29 protein-coding genes, 3 tRNA genes and 1 pseudogene are annotated in these 23330 nt (G+C 59.1%); 17 read left to right on the top strand and 16 right to left on the bottom strand.

The window, feature by feature from the left end:
- Positions 1 to 82 precede the first annotated feature (82 nt).
- The 8 genes and pseudogenes from DM08_RS00730 to DM08_RS12445 all read right to left on the bottom strand — a co-directional run bounded on the left by DM08_RS00730 (position 83) and on the right by DM08_RS12445 (position 6013).
- The gene (locus DM08_RS00730) at positions 83 to 1048 is read right to left on the bottom strand and encodes a hypothetical protein (RefSeq protein WP_035382705.1); all 966 of its coding nucleotides are present in this window, start codon (positions 1046 to 1048) and stop codon (positions 83 to 85) included.
- Entirely contained in the window at positions 1045 to 1812 is a 768-nt protein-coding gene (locus DM08_RS00725; protein WP_035382704.1) for a 4Fe4S-binding leucine-rich repeat protein, read from the bottom strand. Before DM08_RS00725 ends, DM08_RS00730 begins: the two co-directional genes overlap by 4 nt.
- Positions 1813 to 1852: 40 nt before the next feature.
- Positions 1853 to 2146: pseudogene (locus tag DM08_RS00720) on the bottom strand (NAD(P)(+) transhydrogenase (Re/Si-specific) subunit beta); the annotation flags it as partial.
- A 197-nt stretch (positions 2147 to 2343) separates the two neighbouring features.
- Positions 2344 to 2790, bottom strand: coding sequence for a GNAT family N-acetyltransferase (locus tag DM08_RS00715; protein ID WP_035382702.1), 447 nt, complete (start codon positions 2788 to 2790; stop codon positions 2344 to 2346).
- A gap of 143 nt (positions 2791 to 2933) precedes the next feature.
- Complete coding sequence (gene modC, locus DM08_RS00710; protein ID WP_035382701.1) at positions 2934 to 4004, bottom strand: molybdenum ABC transporter ATP-binding protein; 1071 nt, start codon at positions 4002 to 4004, stop codon at positions 2934 to 2936.
- Positions 4001 to 4690, bottom strand: a complete 690-nt coding sequence (gene modB / locus DM08_RS00705) for a molybdate ABC transporter permease subunit (protein WP_035382700.1) — start codon at positions 4688 to 4690, stop codon at positions 4001 to 4003. The genes modC and modB overlap by 4 nt, the downstream gene beginning before the upstream one ends.
- Positions 4691 to 4815: 125 nt before the next feature.
- Positions 4816 to 5577, bottom strand: coding sequence for a molybdate ABC transporter substrate-binding protein (gene modA, locus DM08_RS00700; protein WP_035382699.1), 762 nt, complete (start codon positions 5575 to 5577; stop codon positions 4816 to 4818).
- Positions 5578 to 5587: 10 nt separating this feature from the next.
- Positions 5588 to 6013, bottom strand: coding sequence for a TOBE domain-containing protein (locus tag DM08_RS12445; RefSeq protein ID WP_035382698.1), 426 nt, complete (start codon positions 6011 to 6013; stop codon positions 5588 to 5590).
- Between the two features lie 69 nt (positions 6014 to 6082).
- Between DM08_RS12445 and DM08_RS12725 the strand changes: the two genes are divergently transcribed.
- From DM08_RS12725 to nifM, 14 genes are all read left to right on the top strand, one after another.
- Positions 6083 to 6373: a 2Fe-2S iron-sulfur cluster-binding protein gene (locus DM08_RS12725; RefSeq protein WP_275451038.1), complete on the top strand. Its 291-nt coding sequence runs from the start codon at positions 6083 to 6085 to the stop codon at positions 6371 to 6373.
- Positions 6374 to 6403: 30 nt separating this feature from the next.
- Positions 6404 to 6763 (top strand): 2Fe-2S iron-sulfur cluster-binding protein, encoded by a 360-nt coding sequence (locus DM08_RS00685; protein WP_035382697.1) that lies wholly within the window; start codon positions 6404 to 6406, stop codon positions 6761 to 6763.
- Between the two features lie 12 nt (positions 6764 to 6775).
- Positions 6776 to 7375 (top strand): nitrogen fixation protein NifQ, encoded by a 600-nt coding sequence (locus DM08_RS00680; RefSeq protein WP_081908707.1) that lies wholly within the window; start codon positions 6776 to 6778, stop codon positions 7373 to 7375.
- Positions 7354 to 8292, top strand: coding sequence for an ADP-ribosyl-[dinitrogen reductase] hydrolase (gene draG / locus DM08_RS00675; protein ID WP_035382695.1), 939 nt, complete (start codon positions 7354 to 7356; stop codon positions 8290 to 8292). The genes DM08_RS00680 and draG overlap by 22 nt, the downstream gene beginning before the upstream one ends.
- The gene (locus tag DM08_RS00670; protein WP_051937691.1) at positions 8270 to 8665 is read left to right on the top strand and encodes a Rieske (2Fe-2S) protein; all 396 of its coding nucleotides are present in this window, start codon (positions 8270 to 8272) and stop codon (positions 8663 to 8665) included. Before draG ends, DM08_RS00670 begins: the two co-directional genes overlap by 23 nt.
- A 303-nt stretch (positions 8666 to 8968) precedes the next feature.
- Positions 8969 to 9292: a HesB/IscA family protein gene (locus DM08_RS00665; protein WP_035382694.1), complete on the top strand. Its 324-nt coding sequence runs from the start codon at positions 8969 to 8971 to the stop codon at positions 9290 to 9292.
- A gap of 10 nt (positions 9293 to 9302) precedes the next feature.
- A complete protein-coding gene (nifU, locus tag DM08_RS00660; RefSeq protein ID WP_035382693.1) occupies positions 9303 to 10193 on the top strand; it encodes a Fe-S cluster assembly protein NifU in 891 nt (296 codons plus the stop codon).
- 107 nt (positions 10194 to 10300) lie between these two features.
- On the top strand, positions 10301 to 11509 hold the full coding sequence (gene nifS, locus DM08_RS00655; RefSeq protein ID WP_035382692.1) for a cysteine desulfurase NifS: 1209 nt from the start codon (positions 10301 to 10303) through the stop codon (positions 11507 to 11509).
- Between the two features lie 133 nt (positions 11510 to 11642).
- Complete coding sequence (nifV, locus tag DM08_RS00650; protein WP_035382690.1) at positions 11643 to 12788, top strand: homocitrate synthase; 1146 nt, start codon at positions 11643 to 11645, stop codon at positions 12786 to 12788.
- 75 nt (positions 12789 to 12863) lie between these two features.
- The gene (cysE, locus tag DM08_RS00645; protein ID WP_237560190.1) at positions 12864 to 13592 is read left to right on the top strand and encodes a serine O-acetyltransferase; all 729 of its coding nucleotides are present in this window, start codon (positions 12864 to 12866) and stop codon (positions 13590 to 13592) included.
- Between the two features lie 2 nt (positions 13593 to 13594).
- Positions 13595 to 14113, top strand: coding sequence for a hypothetical protein (locus DM08_RS00640; protein ID WP_035382688.1), 519 nt, complete (start codon positions 13595 to 13597; stop codon positions 14111 to 14113).
- Positions 14114 to 14116: 3 nt separating this feature from the next.
- On the top strand, positions 14117 to 14452 hold the full coding sequence (locus DM08_RS00635) for a nitrogenase-stabilizing/protective protein NifW (RefSeq protein ID WP_035382685.1): 336 nt from the start codon (positions 14117 to 14119) through the stop codon (positions 14450 to 14452).
- Positions 14442 to 14900, top strand: coding sequence for a nitrogen fixation protein NifZ (locus DM08_RS00630; RefSeq protein WP_035382683.1), 459 nt, complete (start codon positions 14442 to 14444; stop codon positions 14898 to 14900). Before DM08_RS00635 ends, DM08_RS00630 begins: the two co-directional genes overlap by 11 nt.
- Positions 14900 to 15757: a nitrogen fixation protein NifM gene (nifM, locus tag DM08_RS00625; protein ID WP_035382681.1), complete on the top strand. Its 858-nt coding sequence runs from the start codon at positions 14900 to 14902 to the stop codon at positions 15755 to 15757. Before DM08_RS00630 ends, nifM begins: the two co-directional genes overlap by 1 nt.
- A 16-nt stretch (positions 15758 to 15773) precedes the next feature.
- Here the strand turns inward: nifM and DM08_RS00620 are convergent, their stop codons facing one another.
- The 3 genes from DM08_RS00620 to DM08_RS00615 form a co-directional block, all read right to left on the bottom strand.
- Complete coding sequence (locus tag DM08_RS00620) at positions 15774 to 16028, bottom strand: hypothetical protein (RefSeq protein WP_035382679.1); 255 nt, start codon at positions 16026 to 16028, stop codon at positions 15774 to 15776.
- 65 nt (positions 16029 to 16093) lie between these two features.
- Positions 16094 to 16441 carry a hypothetical protein gene (locus DM08_RS12755; protein WP_152555744.1) on the bottom strand — a complete coding sequence of 116 codons (348 nt, stop codon included), beginning with the start codon at positions 16439 to 16441 and terminating at the stop codon, positions 16094 to 16096.
- Positions 16442 to 16552: 111 nt separating this feature from the next.
- A complete protein-coding gene (locus DM08_RS00615) occupies positions 16553 to 17392 on the bottom strand; it encodes an REP-associated tyrosine transposase (RefSeq protein WP_035382677.1) in 840 nt (279 codons plus the stop codon).
- A 165-nt stretch (positions 17393 to 17557) separates the two neighbouring features.
- Between DM08_RS00615 and fabI the strand changes: the two genes are divergently transcribed.
- A complete protein-coding gene (fabI, locus tag DM08_RS00610) occupies positions 17558 to 18343 on the top strand; it encodes an enoyl-ACP reductase FabI (RefSeq protein WP_035383009.1) in 786 nt (261 codons plus the stop codon).
- 57 nt (positions 18344 to 18400) lie between these two features.
- Here the strand turns inward: fabI and DM08_RS00605 are convergent.
- The 5 genes from DM08_RS00605 to DM08_RS00585 form a co-directional block, all read right to left on the bottom strand.
- Positions 18401 to 18477 (bottom strand) — tRNA-Asp (locus DM08_RS00605).
- A 40-nt stretch (positions 18478 to 18517) separates the two neighbouring features.
- A complete protein-coding gene (locus DM08_RS00600; RefSeq protein WP_035382675.1) occupies positions 18518 to 20398 on the bottom strand; it encodes a SurA N-terminal domain-containing protein in 1881 nt (626 codons plus the stop codon).
- Positions 20399 to 20462: 64 nt separating this feature from the next.
- Positions 20463 to 20539: transfer RNA gene (locus tag DM08_RS00595), tRNA-Asp, on the bottom strand.
- 17 nt (positions 20540 to 20556) lie between these two features.
- Positions 20557 to 20632 (bottom strand) — tRNA-Val (locus DM08_RS00590).
- A gap of 10 nt (positions 20633 to 20642) precedes the next feature.
- Positions 20643 to 20918, bottom strand: coding sequence for an HU family DNA-binding protein (locus DM08_RS00585; RefSeq protein WP_035382673.1), 276 nt, complete (start codon positions 20916 to 20918; stop codon positions 20643 to 20645).
- Positions 20919 to 21150: 232 nt separating this feature from the next.
- Here DM08_RS00585 and lysS point away from each other — a divergent pair, with 232 nt between their 5' ends.
- Positions 21151 to 22659 (top strand): lysine--tRNA ligase, encoded by a 1509-nt coding sequence (gene lysS / locus DM08_RS00575; protein ID WP_035382669.1) that lies wholly within the window; start codon positions 21151 to 21153, stop codon positions 22657 to 22659.
- A 3-nt stretch (positions 22660 to 22662) separates the two neighbouring features.
- The gene (locus tag DM08_RS00570) at positions 22663 to 23328 is read left to right on the top strand and encodes a Crp/Fnr family transcriptional regulator (RefSeq protein WP_035382667.1); all 666 of its coding nucleotides are present in this window, start codon (positions 22663 to 22665) and stop codon (positions 23326 to 23328) included.
- Positions 23329 to 23330: the final 2 nt, after the last annotated feature.

Genomic DNA, 23330 nt, shown 5'->3' with positions numbered 1-23330 from the left:
AGAATCAGCACATTGATTTACATGAATTTTATTTCAATTCGTCTTGTCGCATTTACGACAAGACGATAGAAGAGCAACAATCTCAGGCAGAGTAGGGGGCTGCCACCCAGCCGCGCAGCAACGCCACTTCCGTATCCGGCAGATAGCTAAAACCTGCGTCCAGATCACGAATCAAGGCGAAGGCGATCTCCGGCGGGGTGAGTTTTGCCGACACCAGATGGAAATACCAAGCGGAAGTGTAGCCAGCGGCTCGATCAAAAGCCTGCAACTGGGCAGCCAGCTCCAAACCGGCCAACTCCTTATTCCACTGGAAGGGCTTGAGTTGGCGCAACTGACGCGACACCAAGGTTGCCGACAGCACTTGATTGCGATAACGATCCTGATGCTCGCGCAAGGCCACGATCCAATGGTCGCTGAAGTGACCACGCGTCGCAGCGCTGCTCATCTGCCATTCTGAGAACAAGCGCGTCAGTCCTGCGGTATGGCCATCATTCGAAGCGACACGAGCCAGAATCTGACGCATGTCGAGCAAACGACGGAATCGGTAATGGGGCGCGCCCACCGGTTGGGCTTCAATCATCTCGGGCAGCAGCGGTTCAGTCAACTCTTGCCAGTCATGGGGTGGCCGCTCGATATCAATGAGCTTACGATCCAATACCTCCTGCAACTCTTCCACTTCAAGCTGCAGAAATTCGGTAGGAGCCACGCCGTAGGCGGCAACAAAGTAGTGGGTACGACCAGAGTGACGCGTTACCAGCAGGCCTCTGTCTGCATAGCGCTCGACCAGCTCTTCCATTTCGCCGCCGCATGACTCCAACTCGGCTTTCGCCCACACTTCAAGACTACTGGCAAGACGCTCACCGTCCTCCGCAATCACCCCGCCGGGACGATACCAACCACCCCGGTTGAGCGCATAACTGAACGTACAGCCGGGCCGGATGCGCTGGGTAATTTCCAGCAAGGCACTGTGATGAGGACGGGGTGGCAGGGCTTCAATCTCAGCAGCCAGCTTGAGCAGCGTGGCCTCATCTATCGTATAGAGACTCATTTATTATCCTCGTGCAAGAATTCGTTCAATCGTCGGCGCACGGTTGCGCGCACATCGGGCTCGACATCATCCACTAACTCGGCAATTACATCTATCGGCGCGCGTTGTGCAGCTTCCAGACGCACCACCCAATCAACGTCCTTCAACAGTTTGGCTGCATCATCGGGCAGCACTCGCGCCGCAATAATACGACGGACTTCGGCATCACTATCCTTAATCAGCAAACTTAGGGCAAAAGGAGGCATTCGTCGTGCCACTTCCTTGCGCACTTCCCAATCCACATCCCCCGCCATACGGCGTAGCTGGCTATGCGGCAAGCGTTTCGCCACTTGCAAACGCACCAAATAATCCTCATCCCGAACCAGCCGCAACAACTGTTCGGGAATCACACGGTTGGCTACGGTCATGCGCACTTCCCGATCAGGATCATGCAAATAATCCTCCAACTCATTTATCGGCAAGCGGCTCGCCAATACTCGGCGCACCGCCTCGTCGGAGTCACGGGGTAGTTGACGCAAAACATCGAGCGGCGCATAGCGTGCAGCAATGGCGCGCCGCTCCCAAAAGTCGTCCGTCAGATAGTCCTGCGCCAAGTGAGGATGGCGGCGCAGGAAACGGTCAATCTGCCGTCCACTTTGCGCCACCACACATGTATCCCCCGGCACGCACTTGCCTTCGGGCAGAAAATTCGCCTGATAGACGCACGTCGAGCAATCTGCCAGCGGCAGCTGTACCGCAGCTGTGGTTAAGTGCAACTTGCCCATAGTCACCTCTTGCAATAATCGCCTGCCCTCTAAACAACAGCTAGTGCGCCTTGGCCTTAATCACCTCTTCGACGACGTTCTGGGCATCGCCAAACACCATCATGGTTTTATCCAAATAGAACAGGCCGTTGTCCAGACCCGCGTAACCCGCCGCCATCGAGCGCTTGACCACCAACACGGTGCCCGCCTTATGCATCTCCAGAATCGGCATACCGTAAATCGGGCTGGCCGTGTCAGTCCTGACGGCTGGGTTAACCACGTCAGTGTCGGAAAAGTCGCTGCTAATTTCCTCCATTTCCACTACTTGCGCGTAAGGCACTTCGGCTTCAGATAGCCAGCCCACCACACGCCTGCATAGGGGAACGAGGCTGATATGCATGTCCTACACGCAAGCTATATGCCACCCAGAGGATTTTTCTATCTAACTGTTTCGTAACAACAGTTATCGGAATGCGTCAGGTCGTGAATATAACAATTCCGGTCCATGCCTTGTTGGAAAGCCAACAGGAACCATCCGGTAATTCGCTGCAGCTACTCCAGCGACCTGCGTAACACCCGCATATTGGAAAGGCAGAAACCGAGTCGCGAATATAGATTCAGGGCGGGTCGGTTATCACTGTCAGTCAGCAGCGTCACACGCAACATACCTGCGTCGCTAGCCCACGCCAGCACATGCCTAACCAACTGCTGCCCCAAACCGTTGCCGCGATGGGCGCGGCTGACGATCACGTCTTCCAGCAGCAGCACGCGCCCGCCCTCCGCCGTGCTGACGGTGATGAGGGCGTTGGCCATGCCCACCACCGCGCCCTCGACGCGCAACACGAACAAGCGCCCCAGCGCCGGGTTGTCTAGGATCAGACGCAGGCCGCGCAGTTGCTTGTCGCGCTCGGGCTGAAAATCGCTTTCAAGGGTGAACAACTCGGCGAGCAAGTCGGCGAGCTGGGGTATATCGTCTTCAGTAGCAAAATCGATGTTCATATCATCCGTAGGTCGGACTTCAGTCCGACATCTTTAGCGTGAAATTCGCGCAGCGAGACCTCGCACCCTCTCCCTCCGGGAGAGGGCAGGGTGAGGGAGTGGTCATGGCAAAATTGAGTCCGCTAGTCGGGATGAATCCCGACCTACATCAAGGCCACGCTCTTCACCTGCGCGACCACGCTCATGCCCACTTCCAGCGCCAGCAGATCGCGCGAGCGGCGGGTGATGCGCGACAGCAGGCGTTGCGAGTCGCCCACGGCCAGCAAGACGTTGACCTTGTCCGCGCCGTCGTCGCGTAGTTCCAGAATGCGCGCGGTGAGCAGGTTGCTGATGCTGGAATCGTGCGGCATCCGGGTGGCGAGGCTGACATCGCGGGCAAGGACGCGGGCGCGCACGGCGTGGCCTAGAGGCTGGTCGAGCAGGCTCACCCACAGCGAGCCGCCCGCCATCTCCAGCCGGGTGAGGTGGTAGCGTGGGTCGTGTTCGGCGATCACGGTTTCGATCACCGCACCGGCATCGTCGAAGTGGGCGATGGGCAGGTCGAGCCGGGCCAACACTGCGTGCAGTGCGCCGCTGGCCAGCACGCGCCCCTGTTCCAGCAGCACCAGATGGTCGGCCAGACGGGCGACCTCATCCAGCGCGTGGCTGACGTAGAACACCGGGATCTCCAGCTCGCGGTGCAGCTGCTCCAGATACGGCAATATCTCCTGCTTGCTGATGGAGTCGAGCGCAGAAAGCGGCTCGTCCATCAGCAGCAATCTCGGGCTGGTGAGCAAGGCGCGACCGATGGCGACGCGCTGGCGTTCGCCGCCGGAGAGCTGCGCCGGATCGCGGCGTTCGACGAGGTGCGCCAGCCCCAGCCAGTCGATGACCTGCTCCAGCGCCACCCGCCGTTCGGCAGGCGGGATGCGTCGATAGCCGTATTCCAGATTGGCGCGTACCGACAAGTGCGGAAACAGGCTGGCCTCCTGGAAAACATAGCCTAGCGGACGCTGATGGGTGGGAACGAAAGTCTTGGCATCCTGCCAAGTCGCTTCGGCTATGTGCAACGAACCTTGCGCGCGCTCCAGCCCGGCGATGCAGCGCAACAACGTCGTCTTGCCGCAACCGGAGGGGCCGAACAGCGCGGTGATGCCGCGCGCGGGCGCGCTGAACTCGGCATTCAGCGCGAAGTCGTCACGCGGCAACTGGAAGCGGGCGTAGATCTCGCTCATCGCGCACCTTTCGCCCAATTGCCGCCCACCCGATACAGGCCGAGCAACACCAAAAACGAGAACAGCACCATGCCGCCCGCCAGCCAATGTGCCGCGCCGTATTCCACCGCTTCGACGTGGTTGTAGATGGCGACCGACAGCACGCGCGTCTCGCCGGGGATGTTGCCGCCCAGCATCAGCACCACGCCGAATTCGCCCACGGTATGCGCAAAAGCGAGGATGCAGGCGGTGAGGAAGCCGGGACGCGCCAGCGGCAAAGCGACGCTGAAGAAGCGATCCCAAGCGTTGGCACGCAAGGTGGCCGCCACTTCGAGCGGGCGGCGGCCTATCGCCTCAAAGGCATTCTGGATGGGCTGCACCGCGAACGGCAGGGAGAACAACACCGAGCCCACCACCAGCCCGGCGAAGGTGAACGGCAGGCGCTGCATCCCCAGCGCCGTCATCAGCGCACCGACCGGGCCGTGCGGTCCCATCAACACCAGCAGGTAGAAGCCCAGCACCGAAGGCGGGATGACCAGCGGCAAAGCCACGCAGGCCGCGACGATGCCCTTGTACCCGCGCGTCGAGTGCGCCAGCCACCATGCCAGCGGCGTGGCGATGCCCAGCAGGATCAGCGTCGTAACGCTGGCCAGCTTGAGCGTGAGCCAGACGGCTTGCAGGTCTGAGGGGGACAAACCACTTTCCATTTATTGATTCACTCCGTAGCTTCGTCATTCCGGCGCAGGCCGGAATCCAGTGATTCAAAACAAAATGCATTTTTATCTTGCTGGATTCCGGCCTACGCCGGAATGACGGGGTATTTCTATTACGCTTACTTCAACCCGTAACCAAACTTCTCGATCACCGCCAGCGCCTTCTTGTTGCCCCTCAGATACGCCAGCAGTGCCTTGGCCGCATCATTATCCTTGGCCTTAGTCAGCAAGGTGGCGCTCTGCTCGATCGGGTTATACAACTCCGGCGACACCAGCCAGTAAGAACCTTCGCTCACCTTGCCGTCCTTGGTGATCTGCGACAACGCGATGAATCCCAGCTCGGCATTGCCGCTGGCGATGAACTGGTAGGCTTGGCCGATGCTGTCGCCGGTAACCATCTTGGACTGGATGCTATCCCACAGTTTCATCTTTTGCAGTGTCTCTTGCGCGGCCAGGCCATAGGGCGCCAGCTTGGGGTCGGCATAAGAGACCTTGTTGAACTTACCCTTGGCCAGCACCGCGCCCTTGCTATCCACCAAACCCGGCTGTGCGCTCCACAACACCAGCTTGCCCAGCGCGTAGACGAAGCGCGTGTCCTTCAAGGCCCAGCCTTCCTCTTCCAGCAGTTTCGGGTACTTCACATCAGCGGCGAGGAACAAGTCGAACGGCGCGCCTTCCTTGATCTGCGCGTAGAACTTGCCGCTGGAGCCGAAGGAGAGTTTGACGGTGTGGCCGGTATCCTTCTGGAAGGCCGCCGCGATCTCTTCCATAGGCTTCTGGAAATTGGCCGCCACGGCAGCATTCACTTCGCCCGCCTGGGCGAGCTGTGCCAGTGCGCTCAACAGCAGACCGGCAACGAGTTTGGTCATGGAACTCTTCATGGGATTCTCCTTAAGCGTTGACGGCCAGAATCACGTGGGATGCCTTGATGAGGGCGCAGGCTTTCACGCCTTCGGCCAGCCCCAGCGAGCGGATGCTGTCGTTGGTCACCACCGCCGCCACGCTCTTGCCGCCTGCCAGCTCGATGATGACCTCGCCGTTCACCGCACCTTCCTGACAGCGCACCACCGTACCGTGCAACTCGTTGCGGGCGCTGGTCTTGAAGCCGTCCGAGGTGGTCACGATCACCCACGGCGCTTTCACCATCGCGTACACCTCCGCCCCTTCCTTCAGCGCCAGATGCTCCACGCTCTCATTGGTGATGACGGCTGCAATACTGTCTCCACCGCCGATGTCCACGATCACCTCGGCATTGATCTGCCCCAGCTTGATGCTTTTCACCGAACCCAAAAACTGATTACGCGCACTCGTCTTCATATCGAATCTCCTGATTAAATGGTAATACTCATCGAAGTCATCCATGATGCGGCTTAACGTTTTGAGCACTTGTTCCCGCTCCTGCTCCAGACGGCGATACGCGCCCACGACTCGACGACCATACACAGTGAGCGTACCCGCTTGATCGAGATCTCCGAAAAGGTCGGCGCCAGCATCACCTACGGCTGTCGCGAAGGCGAATGCGGCACCTGCATGATGCGTATCGTTTCCGGCATGGAGCACATGAGCGAACGCTCGGTGCTGGAAGACCAGGTGCTGCAAGAGAACATGGCCGGGCGCAATCACCGGCTCGCCTGTCAGGCACAAGTATTGGGCGGCGACATCATCGTCAAAGCCTGAGTCATCAACCACTAACAGAGGAATCAAGTCATGCCTAACATCACATTTTCCAGCCCGCTGCACAAAGACAAAACGGTGTATGCCGTGGCTGGCAGCCATACCAAGACCGTGCTGAACTTAGCGAAAGAGAACCATATCCCCATCGACTTCGGCTGCGAGAACGGCGAATGTTCGACCTGCCTGGTCAAAGTCACCAATCTGTCCAACAAGGGCCCGATGGCCGGCCCGCTCACCGACCGCGAGATCAGCGTACTCAAGCAGTCGGGCAAGATCACGGCGGCTCAGATCGAAGCGATGAAGGTCAACGATGTCATCACCACCGAATGGCGTCTGGCATGCCAGATGGTGCTGCGCGACGAAGACTTGCTGATCGAGTATCCCAGCAAATAAGCAGGCCAGACCATGACCCAAGCACATCCCCCCCCATTGGATTCCGCCCCCGCTCGGAACGTGGGCGTGCTGGGTCACCCTCTTTACAACGAGCTGATGGCACACGCTGTCGGCTTGCCGAATGACGTGCTGTTTGCGCAGATGATCACGAGCCAGCTCGCCAAAGTCGGCGCACTGCCGCCCGGCCTCGGGCTGGATGGGCACGCGTTCGCCGCCTTGCTGGCGCGCCACTTTCCCGGCATCGAGTGGGAAGTGCCGTGCGGCGAGTCTGCCCACGATGCACGCGCCAGTGAGCGCGATGACGTGCTGCAACTGCTGCTCGACGAACGCGCCGGACGCGACGCTTCCGAACTCTGGATGGCGCACATCGTCACCACCGCCTGCATGGCCAGTGACCACCTGTGGCAAGACCTCGGCCTGTGGTCGCGCGACCACCTCAGCCGCTTGATGAACGACAACTTTCCGGCCTTGGCCGCACGCAACGTGCACGACATGAAATGGAAGAAGTTCCTGTATAAACAACTCTGTGAGCGGGAAGGCATCAATGCGTGCCGCGCACCCAGTTGTGAATATTGCACCGACTATCTGACATGCTTCGGACCGGAAGAGTAGCCGATCCCAACCCTGCTGACCGCGCCGTTGCCGCCTATCTCGGCCTCGCCATCGGCGATGCTTTAGGGTCGACGGTGGAATTCATGACCCCGCGCGAGATCAGCGCGAAATATGGCGTGCATCAACACCTCATCGGTGGCGGCTGGCTGCATCTCAAGCCAGGGCAGGTCACTGACGATACGACGATGGCACTGGCCTTGGGCGAGTCCATCCTGCAACAGGGCAAGGTCGATGCCCTCGCGGTCGCGCAGGCGTTCGATGCCTGGATGCGCGCCAAGCCGGTGGACATCGGCAACACCGTGCGCCGCAACTTGCTGCAATTCCGCAAGACCGGCACCCCGGCAGCACCCTACTCCGACCACGATGCGGGCAACGGCGCGGCGATGCGCTTATTGCCCGTGGCGCTCGCCACCTTCGGCCAAAGTGAAGACGCGGTGCGCGCCGCCAGCCGCGCACAGGCGCACGTCACCCATCACTCAGCGCTGTCCGATGCTGCCTGCGAATGCCTGATTTTCATGGTGCAGGATGCTTTGCGCGGTGCCAGCAAAAATGACCTGCTGCATCACCATGCCCATCCGCTCGCCGCCCGCCACGCCGAATTCAAATTCCGCGCCGTGCGCCAAAGTCAGAATCCCAGCGGATACATCGTCGATACGATACAGGCTGTGTTTCAAAGCTTTTTCGATACGGATGATTTCCGCGCTTGCCTGATTGACGTAGTGAATCGCGGGGGGGATGCAGACACCACTGGTGCCATCGCTGGAATGCTGGCAGGAGCACTTTATGGATTGGAGTCGATCCCCGATGCCTGGCTAAAGACTTTGGATACGCAGGTTCGTCGCGCCTGCGAAGCACAGGCCAATTCCTTATTCCAACTTCCCTCGCCTCCATCCCATGCAGAACTCAGCGTTGATTGACGCACCGGCATCACGTAAAGAACGCGTTTGGGTCGGTCCAAGCGAACAATTTCCAGAGCATAGTCCCCTGCACTTGAATGTCATCTATGCGGGTGAGTTGATTCCCATGTTTATATTCAGACACCAAGGGCGCTGCATTGCGTATCACAATCTCTGTGTGCACATGCCGCGCAAACTGGATTGCGAGAGCAATGTCATCTTCGATGAGACCGGGCAATTTTTGCGCTGCTCCATGCATGGCATCGTGTATGAACCACTGACGGGCGCATCGATCAGCTCGATCTGCAATGGGGAGCGACTCACTTCGATCGAAATCGAGGAAGATCAGGAAGGCATTTGGATCACAGACAGACGTGTCCACGTCCAGCCTTAGTCTTTGGCGATGCATGATGGGCTTCGCGCCCAACCAGGTTCACTACACGCCAGTTCTGCGGATGATTTGCCGCAAGGCAAGACCACCACGCAACGCAACGCAACGCAACAGAGACTCTGAAGGTTTTGTCGCAGTCGCACTTGTTGCAAATGCGACAACTCCACCTCCCCGTCAAGTTCCATACACCCGAGTTGAGCAGGGGTGATATTTATTTCCATTGATAATCATTCAGATAGAAACATCCCCCAGATGGCACAGTGCTTGCAAAGTAACAAGCACACCAACCTGATTAGGAGCTTGAGCATGATTAACTTGACCCCCAACGCACTTTCCGCCGTGGAAAAATTCATCAAGGGTACGACCGATCCGATTGCAGGACTGCGTATTGCCATTTCGGGTGGCGGCTGTTCCGGCTTTCAGTACGGCATGTCCCTGGAGCAAGCCAAGCAGGAAGATGACACCGTACTTGAGTTCGGTGCAGTCACATTACTGGTCGACCCACTGTCCGCCCCCTTGCTGGAAGGTGTCACCATCGACTTCGTCGAAAGCCTGAGCGGTAGCGGTTTCAAGTTCGAAAATCCGAATGCCAGCTCCAGCTGCGCGTGCGGTTCGTCTTTTTCAGCTTAAGGAGTTCATCATGTGGGATTACTCGGACAAGGTTAAAGAGCACTTTTTTGAGCCGCGCAACGCAGGCCCATTGGAAGATGCCAACGGCGTCGGCGATGTCGGCTCCATCTCCTGCGGCGACGCGCTGCGCCTGATGCTCAAGGTCGAGCCGGAGACCGACATCATCCTCGATGCGCATTTCCAGACCTTCGGCTGCGGCTCGGCCATCGCCTCTTCCTCCGCGCTCACCGAGATGATTAAAGGCAAAACGCTGGACGAAGCTTTGAAAGTGAGCAATCAGGACATCGCCGATTACCTCGACGGCCTGCCGCCCGAGAAGATGCACTGCTCGGTGATGGGACGCGAAGCGCTGCAAGCCGCCGTTGCCAACTATCGCGGCGAAGTGTGGAGCGACGATCACGAAGAAGGTGCGCTGGTGTGCAAGTGCTTCGCTATCGATGCCGTGCTGATCGAAGACACCATCCGCGCCAACAATCTGTCGTCAGTTCAGGACGTGACCAACTACACCAAGGCGGGCGGCGGCTGCTCATCCTGCCACGAAGGCATCGAAGAAATTCTGGTGAAGGTGATGGCCGAGCGCGGCGACAGCTTCAAGCCCGGCACACCCGCCAAGGAAGAAGCCCCACCCGCTGGCATGACCAATCTGCAACGCATCAAGAAGATCGAAGCCGTGCTGGAATCGGTGCGCCCGCAACTCAAGCGCGACGGCGGCGACATCGAACTGCTGGATGTAGACGGCAAGACCATCTACGTCAGCATGACCGGTGCTTGCGCGGGTTGCCAGATGGAAGCGCTGACGCTGCAAGGCATCCAGCAGAAGCTGATGGAAGAACTGAAAGAGTTCATCAAGATCGTGCCAACCAAGGCCGGGGCGCTGAGCCGCGCCAGCTGCCAGCCGTAACAATTATGTAGGGTGGGCAACTTGTTGCCCACGCGGTTGAGACAAATATTTCGGTAACGCGTGGGCACAAAAAACGTGCCCACCCTACGCCAGAGAAGGAGCATCAAATGGAAGGCATCTATTTCGACAACAATGCCACTACCCGCGTCGATGAAGCGGTGGTGGAAGCCATGCTGCCGTATTTCACCGAGCAGTTCGGCAACCCTTCGTCGATGCACAGCTTCGGCAACAAGGTCGGGCTCGCCATCAAGAAGGCACGCATGCAGGTGCAGGAATTGCTGGGCGCTGAACATGACTCCGAGATCATCTTCACCTCCTGCGGGACGGAGTCGGATTCCACCGCCATCCTGTCTGCCTTGAAGGCGCAGCCCGAACGCAAGGAGATCATCACCACCACCGTCGAGCACCCGGCCATTCTGACGTTGTGCGCCTACCTTGAGAAAGAAGGCTACAAAGTGCATTACCTCCAGGTCGATGGCAAAGGCCGCCTCAACCTGGACGAATACAAGAAGCTGCTGACTGACCAAGTCGCTGTCGTCTCGGTGATGTGGGCGAACAACGAGACCGGCACCTTCTTCCCCGTGGTCGAGATGGCCGAGCTGGCGCATGCCGCCGGTGCGATGTTCCATACCGACGCGGTGCAAGCCGTGGGCAAAGTGCCGCTGAATTTAAAAGACACCAAGATCGACATGCTTTCCGTGTCTGGCCACAAGCTGCATGCGCCCAAGGGCGTGGGTGTGCTGTACCTGAAGCGCGGTGTGCGCTTCCGTCCGCTGCTGCGCGGTGGCCATCAGGAACGCGGTCGCCGTGCCGGTACCGAAAACACCACGTCCATCGTCGGCCTGGGCAAAGCGGCCGAGATGGCGCTGGAAGCGATGGCCTTCGAGAACACCGAGGTGAAGCGCCTGCGCGACAAGCTGGAGGCAGGCATTCTGGCGAAAGTCCCCAGCTCCTTTGTGACAGGCAATCCCGATGATCGCCTGCCGAATACCAGCAACATCGCGTTTGAATACATCGAGGGCGAGGCCATTTTGCTGCTACTCAACAAGTTCGGCATTGCCGCCAGTTCGGGTTCGGCCTGCACTTCCGGTTCGTTGGAGCCGTCGCACGTGATGCGCGCGATGGGCATCCCTTACACCGCCGCCCACGGCACGGTGCGCTTCTCGTTGTCGCGCTACAGCACCGAAGCGGAAGTGGATCGCGTCATCGCCGTGGTGCCGGAGATCATCGCCCAGCTGCGCAAGCTGTCACCGTACTGGGATGGCGACAAGCCCAAGGCCGAGCCGGACAAGGCGTTCGCGCCGACTTACGCATGAAGATCGTTGCCATCATCAAGAGCGTACCCTCACCCCAACCCCTCTCCCGGTGGGAGAGGGGCTTCGAGCTCCCTTCCCCCGCCGGGGGAAGGGCTGGGGATGAGGGGCGCTCTATCCGGCTAGGCTGAATGAAATGAGCAGAACCATCACCATCGACGACACCACCCTGCGCGACGGCGAGCAGACCGCCGGGGTGGCGTTCACGCTGGAAGAGAAGCTGGACATCGCACGCCAGCTCGATGCGCTGGGCGTGCCTGAGCTGGAAGTCGGCATCCCGGCAATGGGCGAAGCAGAACGCGACAGCATCAACGCGGTCGCCTCGCTCGATCTGAATGCCAGGCTGGTCGCCTGGTGTCGCATGTGCAAGGCGGACATTCTGGCGGCGGAGCTGGTGGATGTGCACCTGCTCGATCTCTCCATCCCGGTGTCGGACATCCATCTGACGAAAAAGCTGGGGCACGACCGCGACTGGGTGCTGGAGACGATCTTTGACCTCGTGCCCTTTGCCAGCGAGCAAGGCATGGGCATCATCGTCGGTTGCGAGGACGCATCCCGCGCCGATCCTGAATTTTTGCTGCGCGTCGCTGAGGCGGCGCAGGCGGCGGGGGCGCAGCGTCTCCGCATCGCCGACACCTTGGGCGTGATGGAGCCGTTCGGCGTACACAAACTCATTTCAGCCCTGCGCGCCGAGGTGGACATCGAGATCGAGATGCACGCCCACGACGATCTCGGGCTGGCCACTGCCAACAGTCTGGCCGCCGCGCTGGCCGGGGCAACGCACCTCAACACGACGGTCAATGGCCTGGGTGAGCGCGCGGGCAATGCGCCACTGGAAGAGGTTGCGCTGGGCTTGAAGAAGCTCTACAACTTCGACACTGGCCTCGACCTGACGCACTTTCCGGCGCTGTCGCAGGCGGTGGCTGCCGCCTCTGGCCGTCCGGTGGGCTGGCAGAAAAGTTTAGTCGGCGAAGGCGTGTTCACCCACGAGGCGGGCATCCACGTCGATGGACTGCTGAAAGACCCGGACACCTATCAGGGCTTCGATCCCGGCGAAGTGGGACGCAGCCGCAAGCTGGTGCTAGGCAAACATTCCGGCACGCACGGTGTGATCGCCGCCTACGCCACCATGGGGCTCAACCTGAGTCAGGCCGAAGCCCGCGCGCTGCTGCCCGACATCCGCAACTTTGCCGAACGCGCCAAACGCTCGCCCGCCGATCAGGAACTGCTGTTCATGTATCAGCGTTATATCGGGCGCAGTATGCCGGGCGCGGCGCACTAGGGGATGGACATGGAAAAGGCTCTGCCCAGTGTGGCTCAGATGGTCGCTGAAAGCGGCGTGCCGCAACGGATCGGCCTGTTCACCTTGTTGCGCGAAGACGTACGCTGCGTATTCCAGCGCGACCCGGCCGCGCGCTCCACCTTCGAGGTGCTGACCACTTACCCCGGCGTGCACGCCATTTTGTTACAACGGCTGGCACACCGGCTGTGGCGGACGGGCTTGCGCTATCCGGCACGCTGGTTGTCCTGGTTCGCGCGGCTGCTCACCAACATCGACATTCATCCCGGCGCGACGATAGGCCGCCGTTTCTTCATCGACCACGGCGCGTGTGTCGTCATCGGCGAGACCGCCGAGATCGGCAACGACGTGACGCTGTATCATGGCGTGACCTTGGGCGGCACCACCTGGAACCGTGGCAAGCGTCATCCCACCTTGGGCGACGGCGTGGTGATCGGCGCAGGGGCGAAGATCCTTGGTGCGATCACCCTGGGCGACAACGTGCGCGTGGGTGCCAATTCGGTGGTGGTGAAGGATGTGCCCGCACACCGCACGGTGGTCGGCATCCCGGCCAAGATCGTGCTGCGCACCGAAGAGGCCGACGCAGACAACATCTACGGCATCAACCTCGACCATCACCTGATCCCCGACCCGGTGGGCCGCGCCATCGCCTGCCTGATGGAGCGCATCGAAGTGCTGGAAGGTCAATTGCGCAAGCACGGTGATGCCGTGGAGGGGCAATGCCGCACGTGTGAGGCGGACGATCTCTGTGGTACGGAAGTGGCACGCAAACTCAGGAAAGAATGACGATGGACCTGCTCGATTTTGAACAAGCCGAACTGTATTTCGACGAACCTTTGGCACCGGAAATCAGTGATCTGATCGTGTTGGCTGCCGTCAATTACGGCCATGAACAGGCGGAGAGCTTACTGCTGAAGGCCAGCTTCATGGCCCCCAATCACCTGACCGTGCTGGTCGCCTTGTACCGCTATTACTTCTACCAGCATCGTTTGGAAGATGCCTTGCTGGTGGCGGAAAGCACCTTGGCAGTCGCTGGCACCCGCCTGGAGTTTCCATCCTCGTGGGAGTACTTGTGCGAAACCAATGTGGGTGCGGGGGTACTCCGCTCGATGGGGCTGGTGCGCTTCTACCTGCTGGTGCTCAAAGCGACCGGCTATCTTCATTTGCGCCTTGGGAATCTTGCCATCGGGCAAGCCATGCTGGAGAAACTGGTAGCACTGGACAGTCATGACCGCATGGGAGGCAAAGCATTGCTGGACGTGCTGTACCAGTCAACCGTCGATAATGGGACTATAGAAAGGAAGTGAGAAATGGACGAGCTAACCCTGAATGAAGCGCTGGATGAGCTGGTATCTGCCGAGGATTTTCTGGACTATTTCGGCATCAAGTACGAACCATCCATCGTGCAGGTGAATCGCCTGCACATCTTGCAACGCTTCCACGACTACATCAGCAAATCGGTGTTGCCGGAACTGGAGTCTGCGCGTCGCTTGGTCTATGTCACGGCCTTGCAGCAAGCCTACCAAGATTTCGTGACATCCGATGCCCTGACCGAAAAGGTGTTCAAGGTATTCCACATGCACGAACCGCAAACCAAGTTCGTGCCGCTTTCAGCGATCACAGTGAATAAGCAAGATGCTGCCTAAATACGAATTCGGTGACGAGGTTCGCATCGTGCGCAACGTGCGCAACGATGGCACCTATCCAGGTATGCCGCCGGGACAGTTGCTGGTGCGGCGTGGCTCCACGGGTTTCGTCATGAATGTCGGCACCTTTCTGCAAGACCAGTTGATCTACACCGTCAATTTTCTGGAGCTGCAACGCATCGTAGGCTGTCGCGAAGAAGAGCTCATCAGCATCGATGAGCTTTGGATACCCAGCAAATTTGAAAGCCGCGAAAAGGTGCGCAGCCGGATCACATTGGCGGTGCGTGGTGAGGTACGCGTCACACCGGGTGTTGAAGGAGAGGTGCTCAAGGTACTGCGTGACGAGGAGCACGGCGTGCAATATCAGGTGATCTTCCGCGATCAGGTATTGCAAGTCCCCGAGTCTGCGCTGGAAGCAACGCACGTTTTTGAGGATAAGGAGCCGTGATGCCACAACTCACCGAACCTGCTGTCGCCTATCTGGCGTTCAAAGCGGCCCAAAAGCTGTACGGTAAGGAGCTGGCCGCCTTGCCGCCCAATGAACTGGCGCGCGTAGAACGTATGGCACACCAACAACACGCACTCGAAGCGCGTGTATTGGCCACCCCCGAAGCGCGCGATGCGATGGTGCCCCCGGTGACTCGGGATGCCGCAATGGCAGAGATTCGTGGTCGCTACGCCAGCGATGATGAGTTCTCCAGCGATCTGGCTCGCAATGGCCTGGACGAGTCCAGTTTTTCCACCGCGCTGGAACGTGAGTTGCGCGTCGAAGCCATTCTGGAGAAGGTGGCGAGTGGGGCCGCCAAAGTCAGTGATACCGACATCGAACTGTATTACCTCTATCACCCCCAGCGTTTCCGTCGCCCGGAAACCCGGCTGGCACGCCACATCCTGATCACCATCAATGAAACCATCGCCGAAAATACGCGCGAAGCGGCACGCAAACGGATCGAAGAAATAGCCGCGCGGCTTGCGAAAGAGCCGCAGCGCTTCGAAGAACAGGCACTGAAACACTCCGAATGTCCGACCGCGCTGGAGGGAGGCAAGCTAGGTGACTTGCCGCGCGGCAAACTTTTCCCCGAACTGGATCAAGCACTATTTGAGCTGAATGCGGGGGAAGTCAGCACCGTGCTGGAATCCGAGCTCGGCTTCCATCTGCTGCGCTGCGACGCGATATCAGTTGAACATGTGATGAGTCATGCCGAGGCTGCCCCGCACATTCGGCAAAAGCTGGAGCAGCAACGAAAACAAGCCGCGCAAAAGAATTGGATCAAAACCTTGCTCCAGCCCGAGTTTCAGACATAAAAGAACCTCGACGAGTCTACTGCGCGCTGCCGTGCGCCTCGAAATACTTGCCCCACTGCATCAGCAGCCGCGACGGCAGTTCCTGACTGAACATAGTGAGCGGGAAGCGTTTAGGGCGGGTGATGCGGAGGGACGGCAGAGCAAATCCGCCCGATGACACCACCCGGTAGCCTTGGGATTCGGCGAGGCGTACCGCTTCTTCGACGCTGGGTGCATCGAAGTTCAGGCGGACGATGCCTTGGCTGGGGTGGTGGGCGGTTAGGGTGAGCATGGAATCAGTAGCTCATAAAACATCAGAATACCTTGGTGCATTCTCTATTATCACCTTCCTTGCCATTATGGAAGGCAGCGAAAGCTGGCATTTGAATTCCCACCCTGAGAATCACCCCAGCCAATTACTTCAATCTCGCCAAGACACCCAGGTGGGGCAATACTCGGGGCTTGTCTAAATTTCTCCTTGATGTATTGCGCCCTCTTTATATTTTTTTCCTGTGTTGTTACACCTTTCAACTCAGGACTTGGTAAATACATGAAGTATACAAATACCCCGGGGCGACCATATAAAAACTTCTCTTCCCTCTGAACGGCAGAGCCCAGCTGACCATATGGTATTCCATAATTTGAGCAAGATGCAGAAGCCACAGGCACAATTAGCAGCAACATATATTGGATAACTTTCCTCATCAATAACTCCGGATTATCTCTTACCCTGAAGGGGGTTCTGCCAGAGCATGTCAGCAGTCACCCTTGCTGCAACTGTGAAATGAAAATGTGAAATGGGGTCAGGTCTTGCATTCACGCATCCCTCCTCAATTTAACTGCCCTGCTGACCGTGGCGTAATGTACGCCGAAGTGATCCGCGATTTCCTGCATTGTATAGTCACCTGTGGCATAGGCGGCAACCATGGCTGCTTTTGCATCACGGTGTTTATCTTGGTAGTGGGTTAACGGCTTCGCGGGTGGTCGGCGTTGCGCGCGTGGTATCTCGCCGATTGTCGCCGTGTCGGCTATTTGCTGCATACGTTTGATGAACGCTTCCGAGCCGAGATAAATCTGGCCTTCCAGTTGCTCCCAAACACTCGCAAGCCCAACGCCTGCTCGGACAAAGTCAATATATTGGATGATCGCACGAGGGCGCTGGGAAGAAAATTGCCCGAGTATCCAATCGGTCTGCAACCATGCTGGCGCGGGCTGCGTACCCGTCATCGCCGCATACGAACTCCACGGCCAAGCGGCAACCTCTTTCACCATGCACGCCCGCAGCGGATTAAGCACCACATAGCGAGCCAGTTCCAGCAGGTAACTATCCTTCTCAACCATGACCGCCTTGTAGCGCCCCTGAAATACATGACCGACCCGGCCATGAGTGCGGTTGAAGGTTTGCGTGTAAACGCCGTTAAGTTGGCGCATACCTTGCGCCAGATTACCCTCGACCGTTTCCACGACGATGTGGAAATGGTTATCCATCAGGCACCAAGCATGGCACACCCAGTTGAAGCGCCGACACACCTGGCCGAACAATTCAAGCCAAGCAAGGCGATCAGCCTCATCGAGGAAAATATCCTCGCGCCTATCGCCGCGTGAGGTCACATGATAAAGCCCACCGGCCAATTCGATTCTAAGGGGACGCGCCATGCGAAAAGGCTAGCATGGGAAATGCTTGGATGCAAGACCTGACCCCGGAACCAGTTCGCCGCGACATTGCCCTGACAACTGACGCTCTACACCGCAACGCCGACCGGATACCCGCCGCAGGCTTTGCCTTATAATCGCGCACTGTCTTTACACGCCTACAACATCATGGGATTCCTCGCAGGTAAACGCATTCTGGTCACTGGCATGGTCAGCAACCGTTCCATCGCTTATGGCGTAGCTCAAGCGATGCACCGCGAAGGGGCGGAGCTGGCTTTCACCTATCAGGGCGAACGCATCCGTGAGCGTGTGCTCGCCTTGGCCAAGGAGTTCGATAGCGAGCGGGTGTTCGCCTGCGATGTCGGCAGTGACGAGCAGATCGAGCAACTGTTCATCGACCTGAGCGCGCATTGGGACACCTTCGACGGTTTCGTCCATTCCATCGCCTTTGCCCCCAAGGAAGCGCTGGCGGGCGAGTTCCTCGATGGCCTCAGCCGCGAAGCGTTCCGCATCGCCCATGACATCAGCGCCTACAGCTTTCCGGCGCTGGCCAAGGCTGCTCTGCCCTACCTGAGCGGCCGCGCTGCGCTGCTCACCTTGAGTTACCTCGGCGCGGTGCGCACCATGCCGCATTACAACGTGATGGGGCTGGCCAAGGCCAGTCTGGAATCCAGCGTGCGTTACCTGGCCGTGAACCTCGGCCCGCGCGGCATCCGCGTCAACGGCGTGTCCGCCGGCCCAATCCGCACCTTGGCGGCGGCAGGTATCGCCGACTTCAACAAGCTGCTCACCTACAACGAGAAGTGTGCGCCGCTGCGGCGCAACATCACTATCGAGGAGGTCGGCAACGTCGCCGCCTTCCTGTGCAGCGACCTGGCCAGCGGCGTGACCGGCGAGATCACTTATGTGGATGGCGGCTTCAACACCACCGCGCTGGGTACCAGCGAAGAATAGCGCTCGGAAGGCGGGTATGGAAAAGGGGCGAATCTTGCGATTCGCCCCTTTCTTTATTGGCGGAGTGGACGGGACTCGAACCCGCGACCCCCGGCGTGACAGGCCGGTATTCTAACCAACTGAACTACCACTCCCTTGACCGGCGCGCATTCTACCGACGGTCATGAAAAAACTCTACTTCTTTTCTTCAGAAAACGGCTTGATGCTGACATCGGCATGCTTGCGGGCATCGGCCAGATAGGCACGCATCAACTCTTCGCCGCTGAACTGACGCAATTGCTGCATGTAAGCCGTACGCTTGGCATCTTCGACCTGCGCTACTTCCTTGACCGCTTCGAGGCGCAGCAGGACGTAGCCTTGCGGGGTCTCGGCCCCCAGATAGAGCGGCAGCTTGCTTGTGTCGGCACGGAACAACTGGCGTGCCAGATCGCCCTCCAGCCCCGGATGACGCGCGCGCGTCACCGCCTGGGTCGCCTGCCAGTTGACCGCAGGCTTCCCGCCTTGTTGCAGCTGGGCCAGGCTCTCCTTGCCCTGCTTGTTGGCCAGGTCCATCGCTTGCTGGAACTGGAGCTTCTGACGGATGACCGAAGCCACTTCAGCCAAGGGGCGCACGCTGGCAGGCTTATGCTCCAGCAGGCGCGCCGCCAGCAAGGTGTTGGGGGCGATCTCGATCGCCGTCGTGTTGCGCTTGTTCTTCAGCACATCATCACTGAACACAGCTTGCAGCACCTTGTCCGTCCAGGGAGCAACGGCCTGCCCTTTCACCAGCCAGCCGCTCTGCTGCACCGGCAACTTGACCAGGTCGGCAGCCGCCTTAAGGCTATCGCTCTGCTCGTACACGGCATTGCTGAACTTCTCGGCCAGCTCGGCGAACTTTTCGCCGGCCTTCTGTTGGCGCAGCTTCATCTCGATCGCACCCTTGACTTCGGCCAGAGTGGCCGTGTGAGAGGGCTTGATCGCCAGCAGCTTGATGATGTGATAGCCAAAATCGGACTGGACCAGGCCGCTGATCTCGCCAACCTTGAGCGCGAAGGCCGCATCCTCAAAGGGCTTGACCATGGCACCGCGCCCGAACGCGCCCAGATCGCCGCCATTTGCGGCGGAGCCTGGGTCCTGCGAATTCTGTTTGGCCAACTCGGCGAACTTGGCCGGAGTTTGCTTCACCTGAGCCAGGATGGCCTCGGCCTTGGCTTTGGCCGCACTCTTCTCAGCCGCACTCGACTGCGCCGAGGCGCTGATCAGGATGTGCGCCGCCTGACGCTGTTCGGGCGTACCGAACTCGCTCTGGTGCTCGTCGTAGTATTGCTTGATCTCGGCCTCTGCCACCGCGACTTGCGATTGCAGCGCTCCATCCGAAAAAGCGAGGAATTCGACACGCACCTGCTCAGGCATCTGGAACTCGCTCTGATGCTGATCGAAATAAGACTTCACCGCCGCATCGTCTACCTTGACCTGCGCCTGATACGCGGCAGGCGACACAGCCGCGACGCTGATGATGCGCTCCTGCTCGGCCAGACGGATCAGATTGTCTGCAGCGGCGGAAGAAGCGTAGCCGCTTTGCGTGTAAGGATCGGTCAGTTGGCGCACGCTCAACTCCTCACGCACTCGCGCCTCGAACACCATGGGAGTCATGTTCTGCGAGGCCAGCAGCGATTCGTAGCGCTTCTGATCGAACTTCCCATCCGTACTGAACGCGGGAATGCCAGCGATCACCTGAGCCAACTGCTCGTCCGTCACCGCCAAGCCAGCAGACTCGGCCCGCTTGAGCAACATCTTCTGATTGATGAGCCCTTCCAGCACGGACTGTTTGACTTCAACCGTATCGAACATGGCCGGATCGACGTTGCCGCCCGCCATCTCCCGCATCCGGCCTTGCTGTTGGCGCAGGACATTATCGAACTCTTGCGGAGTGACCTTGATGCCATCGACCTTGGCAAGGTACTCGTCCCCGCCGGATTTGCGGTAAGAGTCCACGCCCCAGAAGGCGAACGGCAATACGATCAATCCCAAAACGATTTGAACCAGACGACGCTTTTCATGCACGAAATCGAACATAACGGCCTACTCGAAGGAAAGTGTGAACAACATGAAAAAAGGCGAACTTTCGTTCGCCTTTGTTTGGCGGAGTGGACGGGACTCGAACCCGCGACCCCCGGCGTGACAGGCCGGTATTCTAACCAACTGAACTACCACTCCAAAAACCTTTGAAACTCTGGTGGGTGCTGACGGGATCGAACCGCCGACCATCGCCTTGTAAGGGCGGTGCTCTACCAGCTGAGCTAAGCACCCAACGAGTCCGCTAGTTTACAGCATCCTTCAGGCCTTTGCCAGCCCTAAATTTCGGGGTCTTGGCAGCCTTGATGTCGATGGAAGCGCCTGTACGCGGGTTGCGGCCACTACGGGCAGCGCGCTCGCCGACGTAAAACGTACCGAAACCAACCAGGCTGACTTCTTCACCCTTGGCCAGAGATCCCTTGATCGCCGCAACGACGGCATCCAATGCACGGCCAGCAGCAGCCTTGGAAATATCAGCGGATGTTGCGATTGCATCTACCAAATCAGATTTATTACTCACATGCCCCCCTTTTGCTCAGTTAGTCAAATCGAACTTGAACCCGATGCACTTTATATCAAGCGCCCCGTCCACGGTCAAGCAAATACGGGAGGTTATGGGGATTCTTTTTCTCGCAGCATCGCCTCTGCGCGCCAGCACTTTGCTCAAGTGTATAATCGCCCCGTTTTGCATCGCCCATGGATTACGGATGCACGCTGACCGAGCCTGATGCTCGTTATTAATGAAAGTCCGCATGAACACAACGACCACCCCATCGACCACCCAGGATGCCAACCAGATCATCGCCGAGCGCCGCACCAAACTCGCCGCACTGCGTTCGGCTGGATTGGCCTACCCCAACGACTTCGACCGTCAACATTACGCCGATACGCTGCACTCGGAATACGGCGAGAGCAGCCATGACGAGCTGGAAGCAAACCAGATCAAGGTCAGCATCGCTGGCCGCATGATGCTCAAGCGCGTGATGGGCAAGGCCAGCTTTGCCACCATCCAGGATATGAGCGGGCGCATGCAGTTGTTCATCAGCAACAACGATACCGGCGAAGATGCCCATGCTGCGTTCAAGCACTATGACCTGGGTGACATCCTGGGTGCCGAGGGGGTGCTATTCAAGACCAAGACCGGCGAATTATCGGTGCGTGTCACCCGCCTGCGCCTGCTGACCAAGTCTCTACAACCCCTGCCGGAAAAGTTCCACGGCCTGACTGATCAGGAGCAAAAGTACCGCCAGCGCTACGTCGACCTCATCACCAACGAAGACACGCGCAAGACCTTCATGATCCGCAGCAAGGTGATCCAGGCCATCCGCGAGTTCTTCATCCGTCACGACTACCTCGAAGTCGAGACACCGATGATGCACACCATACCCGGCGGTGCTTCGGCCAAGCCCTTCACCACACACCACAACGCGCTCGATATGCAACTCTATCTGCGTATCGCACCCGAGCTGTACCTCAAGCGCCTGGTCGTCGGCGGTTTCGAGAAGGTGTTCGAGATCAACCGCAACTTCCGCAACGAGGGGCTGTCGACACGCCACAACCCCGAGTTCACCATGATCGAGTTCTATGAAGCCTATCGCGATTACAAGTACATGATGGACTTCACCGAGAACCTGTTCCGCGAAGTGGCGCGCAAGGTGCTGGGCACCACCGTCCTCAGCTATCAGGGACGCGAACTCGACCTCGGTCGACCATTCCACCGCCTGACCATCACCCAGGCCATCCAGAAGTATCACCCGCAGTTCAGCGACGCACAGCTCGGCGACCGTGAGTTCCTGCTGTCCCAGTTGCAAGACCTGAAAGCCAAGCACAAACCGGAGGACGGCATCGGCGGCCTGCAACTCTCGCTGTTCGAGGAGCTGTCGGAACACCTGCTGTTCGAGCCGACCTTCATCGTCGATTACCCGGTCGAAGTTTCGCCACTGGCGCGTGCCTCCGACAAACAGCCCGGCATCACCGAACGCTTCGAGCTATTCATCGTCGGGCGCGAGATCGCCAACGGCTTCTCCGAGCTGAACGACCCGGAAGATCAGGAAGCGCGTTTCGACGCGCAGGTCGCGGCCAAGGATGCGGGTGACGAAGAAGCGATGTTCAAGGATGGCGACTATATCCGCGCACTGGAATATGGCCTGCCGCCGACCGCAGGCGAAGGCATAGGCATCGACCGGCTGGTGATGCTGCTGACCGATGCCGCCAGCATCCGCGACGTGATCCTGTTCCCGCACATGCGCCCGGAAGCCTGAGCCATGCTGGATGCAGCAACCCAGACCCGCCTGCTGGCCAACTACCCGATGCTGGGTGAACTGCCTGCCGACCTGCTGGGATCGCTGTCCGCTGGTGCGCAGCTACTGAGACTGCCCGCCGGCACCGTAGTGTTCGACGAGAACCAGCCCTGCCAGGGTTTTCCGCTGATCCTGTCCGGCAATGTGCGCGTCATCAAGGCCTCGCCGCATGGCCGCGAGTTGCAGCTGTATCGGGTCGATCCCGGCGAGAGTTGCATCCTCACCAGCAGTTGCCTGATGGGCCACACCCGCTATCAGGCACGCGGCGAAGTCGAGCACGATGTGGAGATGGTGGTGCTGCCCGCCCCGGTCTTCCGCCGCCTCGTATCCAGCTTCGAGCCGTTCCGCGACTACATCTTCGGCCTGTTCTCGGAGCGCCTCACCGACATGATGCAACTGGTCTCGGCGGTCGCCTTCCAGAAACTGGATCAGCGCCTGGCCGCACTCCTGCTCACCAAGCCCAACCCTTTGCGTACCACCCACCAGCAACTGGCCGACGAACTCGGCAGCGTGCGCGAGATGGTCAGCCGTCTGCTCAAGCAGTTTGCCGACCAGGGCTGGGTCAGACTGGGGCGGGAGCAGATCGAAGTTGTCGATGCAGCGGGCCTCAAGCGTTACTCCATGCTCTGAAC

Origin of the sequence: Ferriphaselus sp. R-1 (assembly GCF_000746095.1) — a bacterium.
GTDB lineage: Bacteria > Pseudomonadota > Gammaproteobacteria > Burkholderiales > Gallionellaceae > Ferriphaselus.
This window is presented reverse-complemented; position numbering and strand designations above follow the sequence as displayed.

Coding starts and splice junctions, on each gene's coding strand:
- DM08_RS00635 (WP_035382685.1), top strand. CDS start 14,117: ATGGACGAGCTAACCCTGAATGAAGCGCTGGATGAGCTGGTATCTGCC.
- fabI (WP_035383009.1), top strand. CDS start 17,558: ATGGGATTCCTCGCAGGTAAACGCATTCTGGTCACTGGCATGGTCAGC.
- modA (WP_035382699.1), bottom strand. CDS start 5,577: ATGAAGAGTTCCATGACCAAACTCGTTGCCGGTCTGCTGTTGAGCGCA.
- modB (WP_035382700.1), bottom strand. CDS start 4,690: ATGGAAAGTGGTTTGTCCCCCTCAGACCTGCAAGCCGTCTGGCTCACG.
- nifM (WP_035382681.1), top strand. CDS start 14,900: ATGCCACAACTCACCGAACCTGCTGTCGCCTATCTGGCGTTCAAAGCG.
- modC (WP_035382701.1), bottom strand. CDS start 4,004: ATGAGCGAGATCTACGCCCGCTTCCAGTTGCCGCGTGACGACTTCGCG.
- DM08_RS00665 (WP_035382694.1), top strand. CDS start 8,969: ATGATTAACTTGACCCCCAACGCACTTTCCGCCGTGGAAAAATTCATC.
- DM08_RS12755 (WP_152555744.1), bottom strand. CDS start 16,441: ATGAGGAAAGTTATCCAATATATGTTGCTGCTAATTGTGCCTGTGGCT.
- nifS (WP_035382692.1), top strand. CDS start 10,301: ATGGAAGGCATCTATTTCGACAACAATGCCACTACCCGCGTCGATGAA.
- nifU (WP_035382693.1), top strand. CDS start 9,303: ATGTGGGATTACTCGGACAAGGTTAAAGAGCACTTTTTTGAGCCGCGC.
- nifV (WP_035382690.1), top strand. CDS start 11,643: ATGAGCAGAACCATCACCATCGACGACACCACCCTGCGCGACGGCGAG.
- DM08_RS00725 (WP_035382704.1), bottom strand. CDS start 1,812: ATGGGCAAGTTGCACTTAACCACAGCTGCGGTACAGCTGCCGCTGGCA.
- DM08_RS00630 (WP_035382683.1), top strand. CDS start 14,442: ATGCTGCCTAAATACGAATTCGGTGACGAGGTTCGCATCGTGCGCAAC.
- DM08_RS00715 (WP_035382702.1), bottom strand. CDS start 2,790: ATGAACATCGATTTTGCTACTGAAGACGATATACCCCAGCTCGCCGAC.
- DM08_RS12445 (WP_035382698.1), bottom strand. CDS start 6,013: ATGAAGACGAGTGCGCGTAATCAGTTTTTGGGTTCGGTGAAAAGCATC.
- DM08_RS00730 (WP_035382705.1), bottom strand. CDS start 1,048: ATGAGTCTCTATACGATAGATGAGGCCACGCTGCTCAAGCTGGCTGCT.
- DM08_RS00600 (WP_035382675.1), bottom strand. CDS start 20,398: ATGTTCGATTTCGTGCATGAAAAGCGTCGTCTGGTTCAAATCGTTTTG.
- lysS (WP_035382669.1), top strand. CDS start 21,151: ATGAACACAACGACCACCCCATCGACCACCCAGGATGCCAACCAGATC.
- DM08_RS00685 (WP_035382697.1), top strand. CDS start 6,404: ATGCCTAACATCACATTTTCCAGCCCGCTGCACAAAGACAAAACGGTG.
- draG (WP_035382695.1), top strand. CDS start 7,354: ATGCTTCGGACCGGAAGAGTAGCCGATCCCAACCCTGCTGACCGCGCC.
- DM08_RS00615 (WP_035382677.1), bottom strand. CDS start 17,392: ATGGCGCGTCCCCTTAGAATCGAATTGGCCGGTGGGCTTTATCATGTG.
- DM08_RS00620 (WP_035382679.1), bottom strand. CDS start 16,028: ATGCTCACCCTAACCGCCCACCACCCCAGCCAAGGCATCGTCCGCCTG.
- DM08_RS00570 (WP_035382667.1), top strand. CDS start 22,663: ATGCTGGATGCAGCAACCCAGACCCGCCTGCTGGCCAACTACCCGATG.
- DM08_RS00640 (WP_035382688.1), top strand. CDS start 13,595: ATGGACCTGCTCGATTTTGAACAAGCCGAACTGTATTTCGACGAACCT.
- DM08_RS00680 (WP_081908707.1), top strand. CDS start 6,776: ATGACCCAAGCACATCCCCCCCCATTGGATTCCGCCCCCGCTCGGAAC.
- DM08_RS00670 (WP_051937691.1), top strand. CDS start 8,270: ATGCAGAACTCAGCGTTGATTGACGCACCGGCATCACGTAAAGAACGC.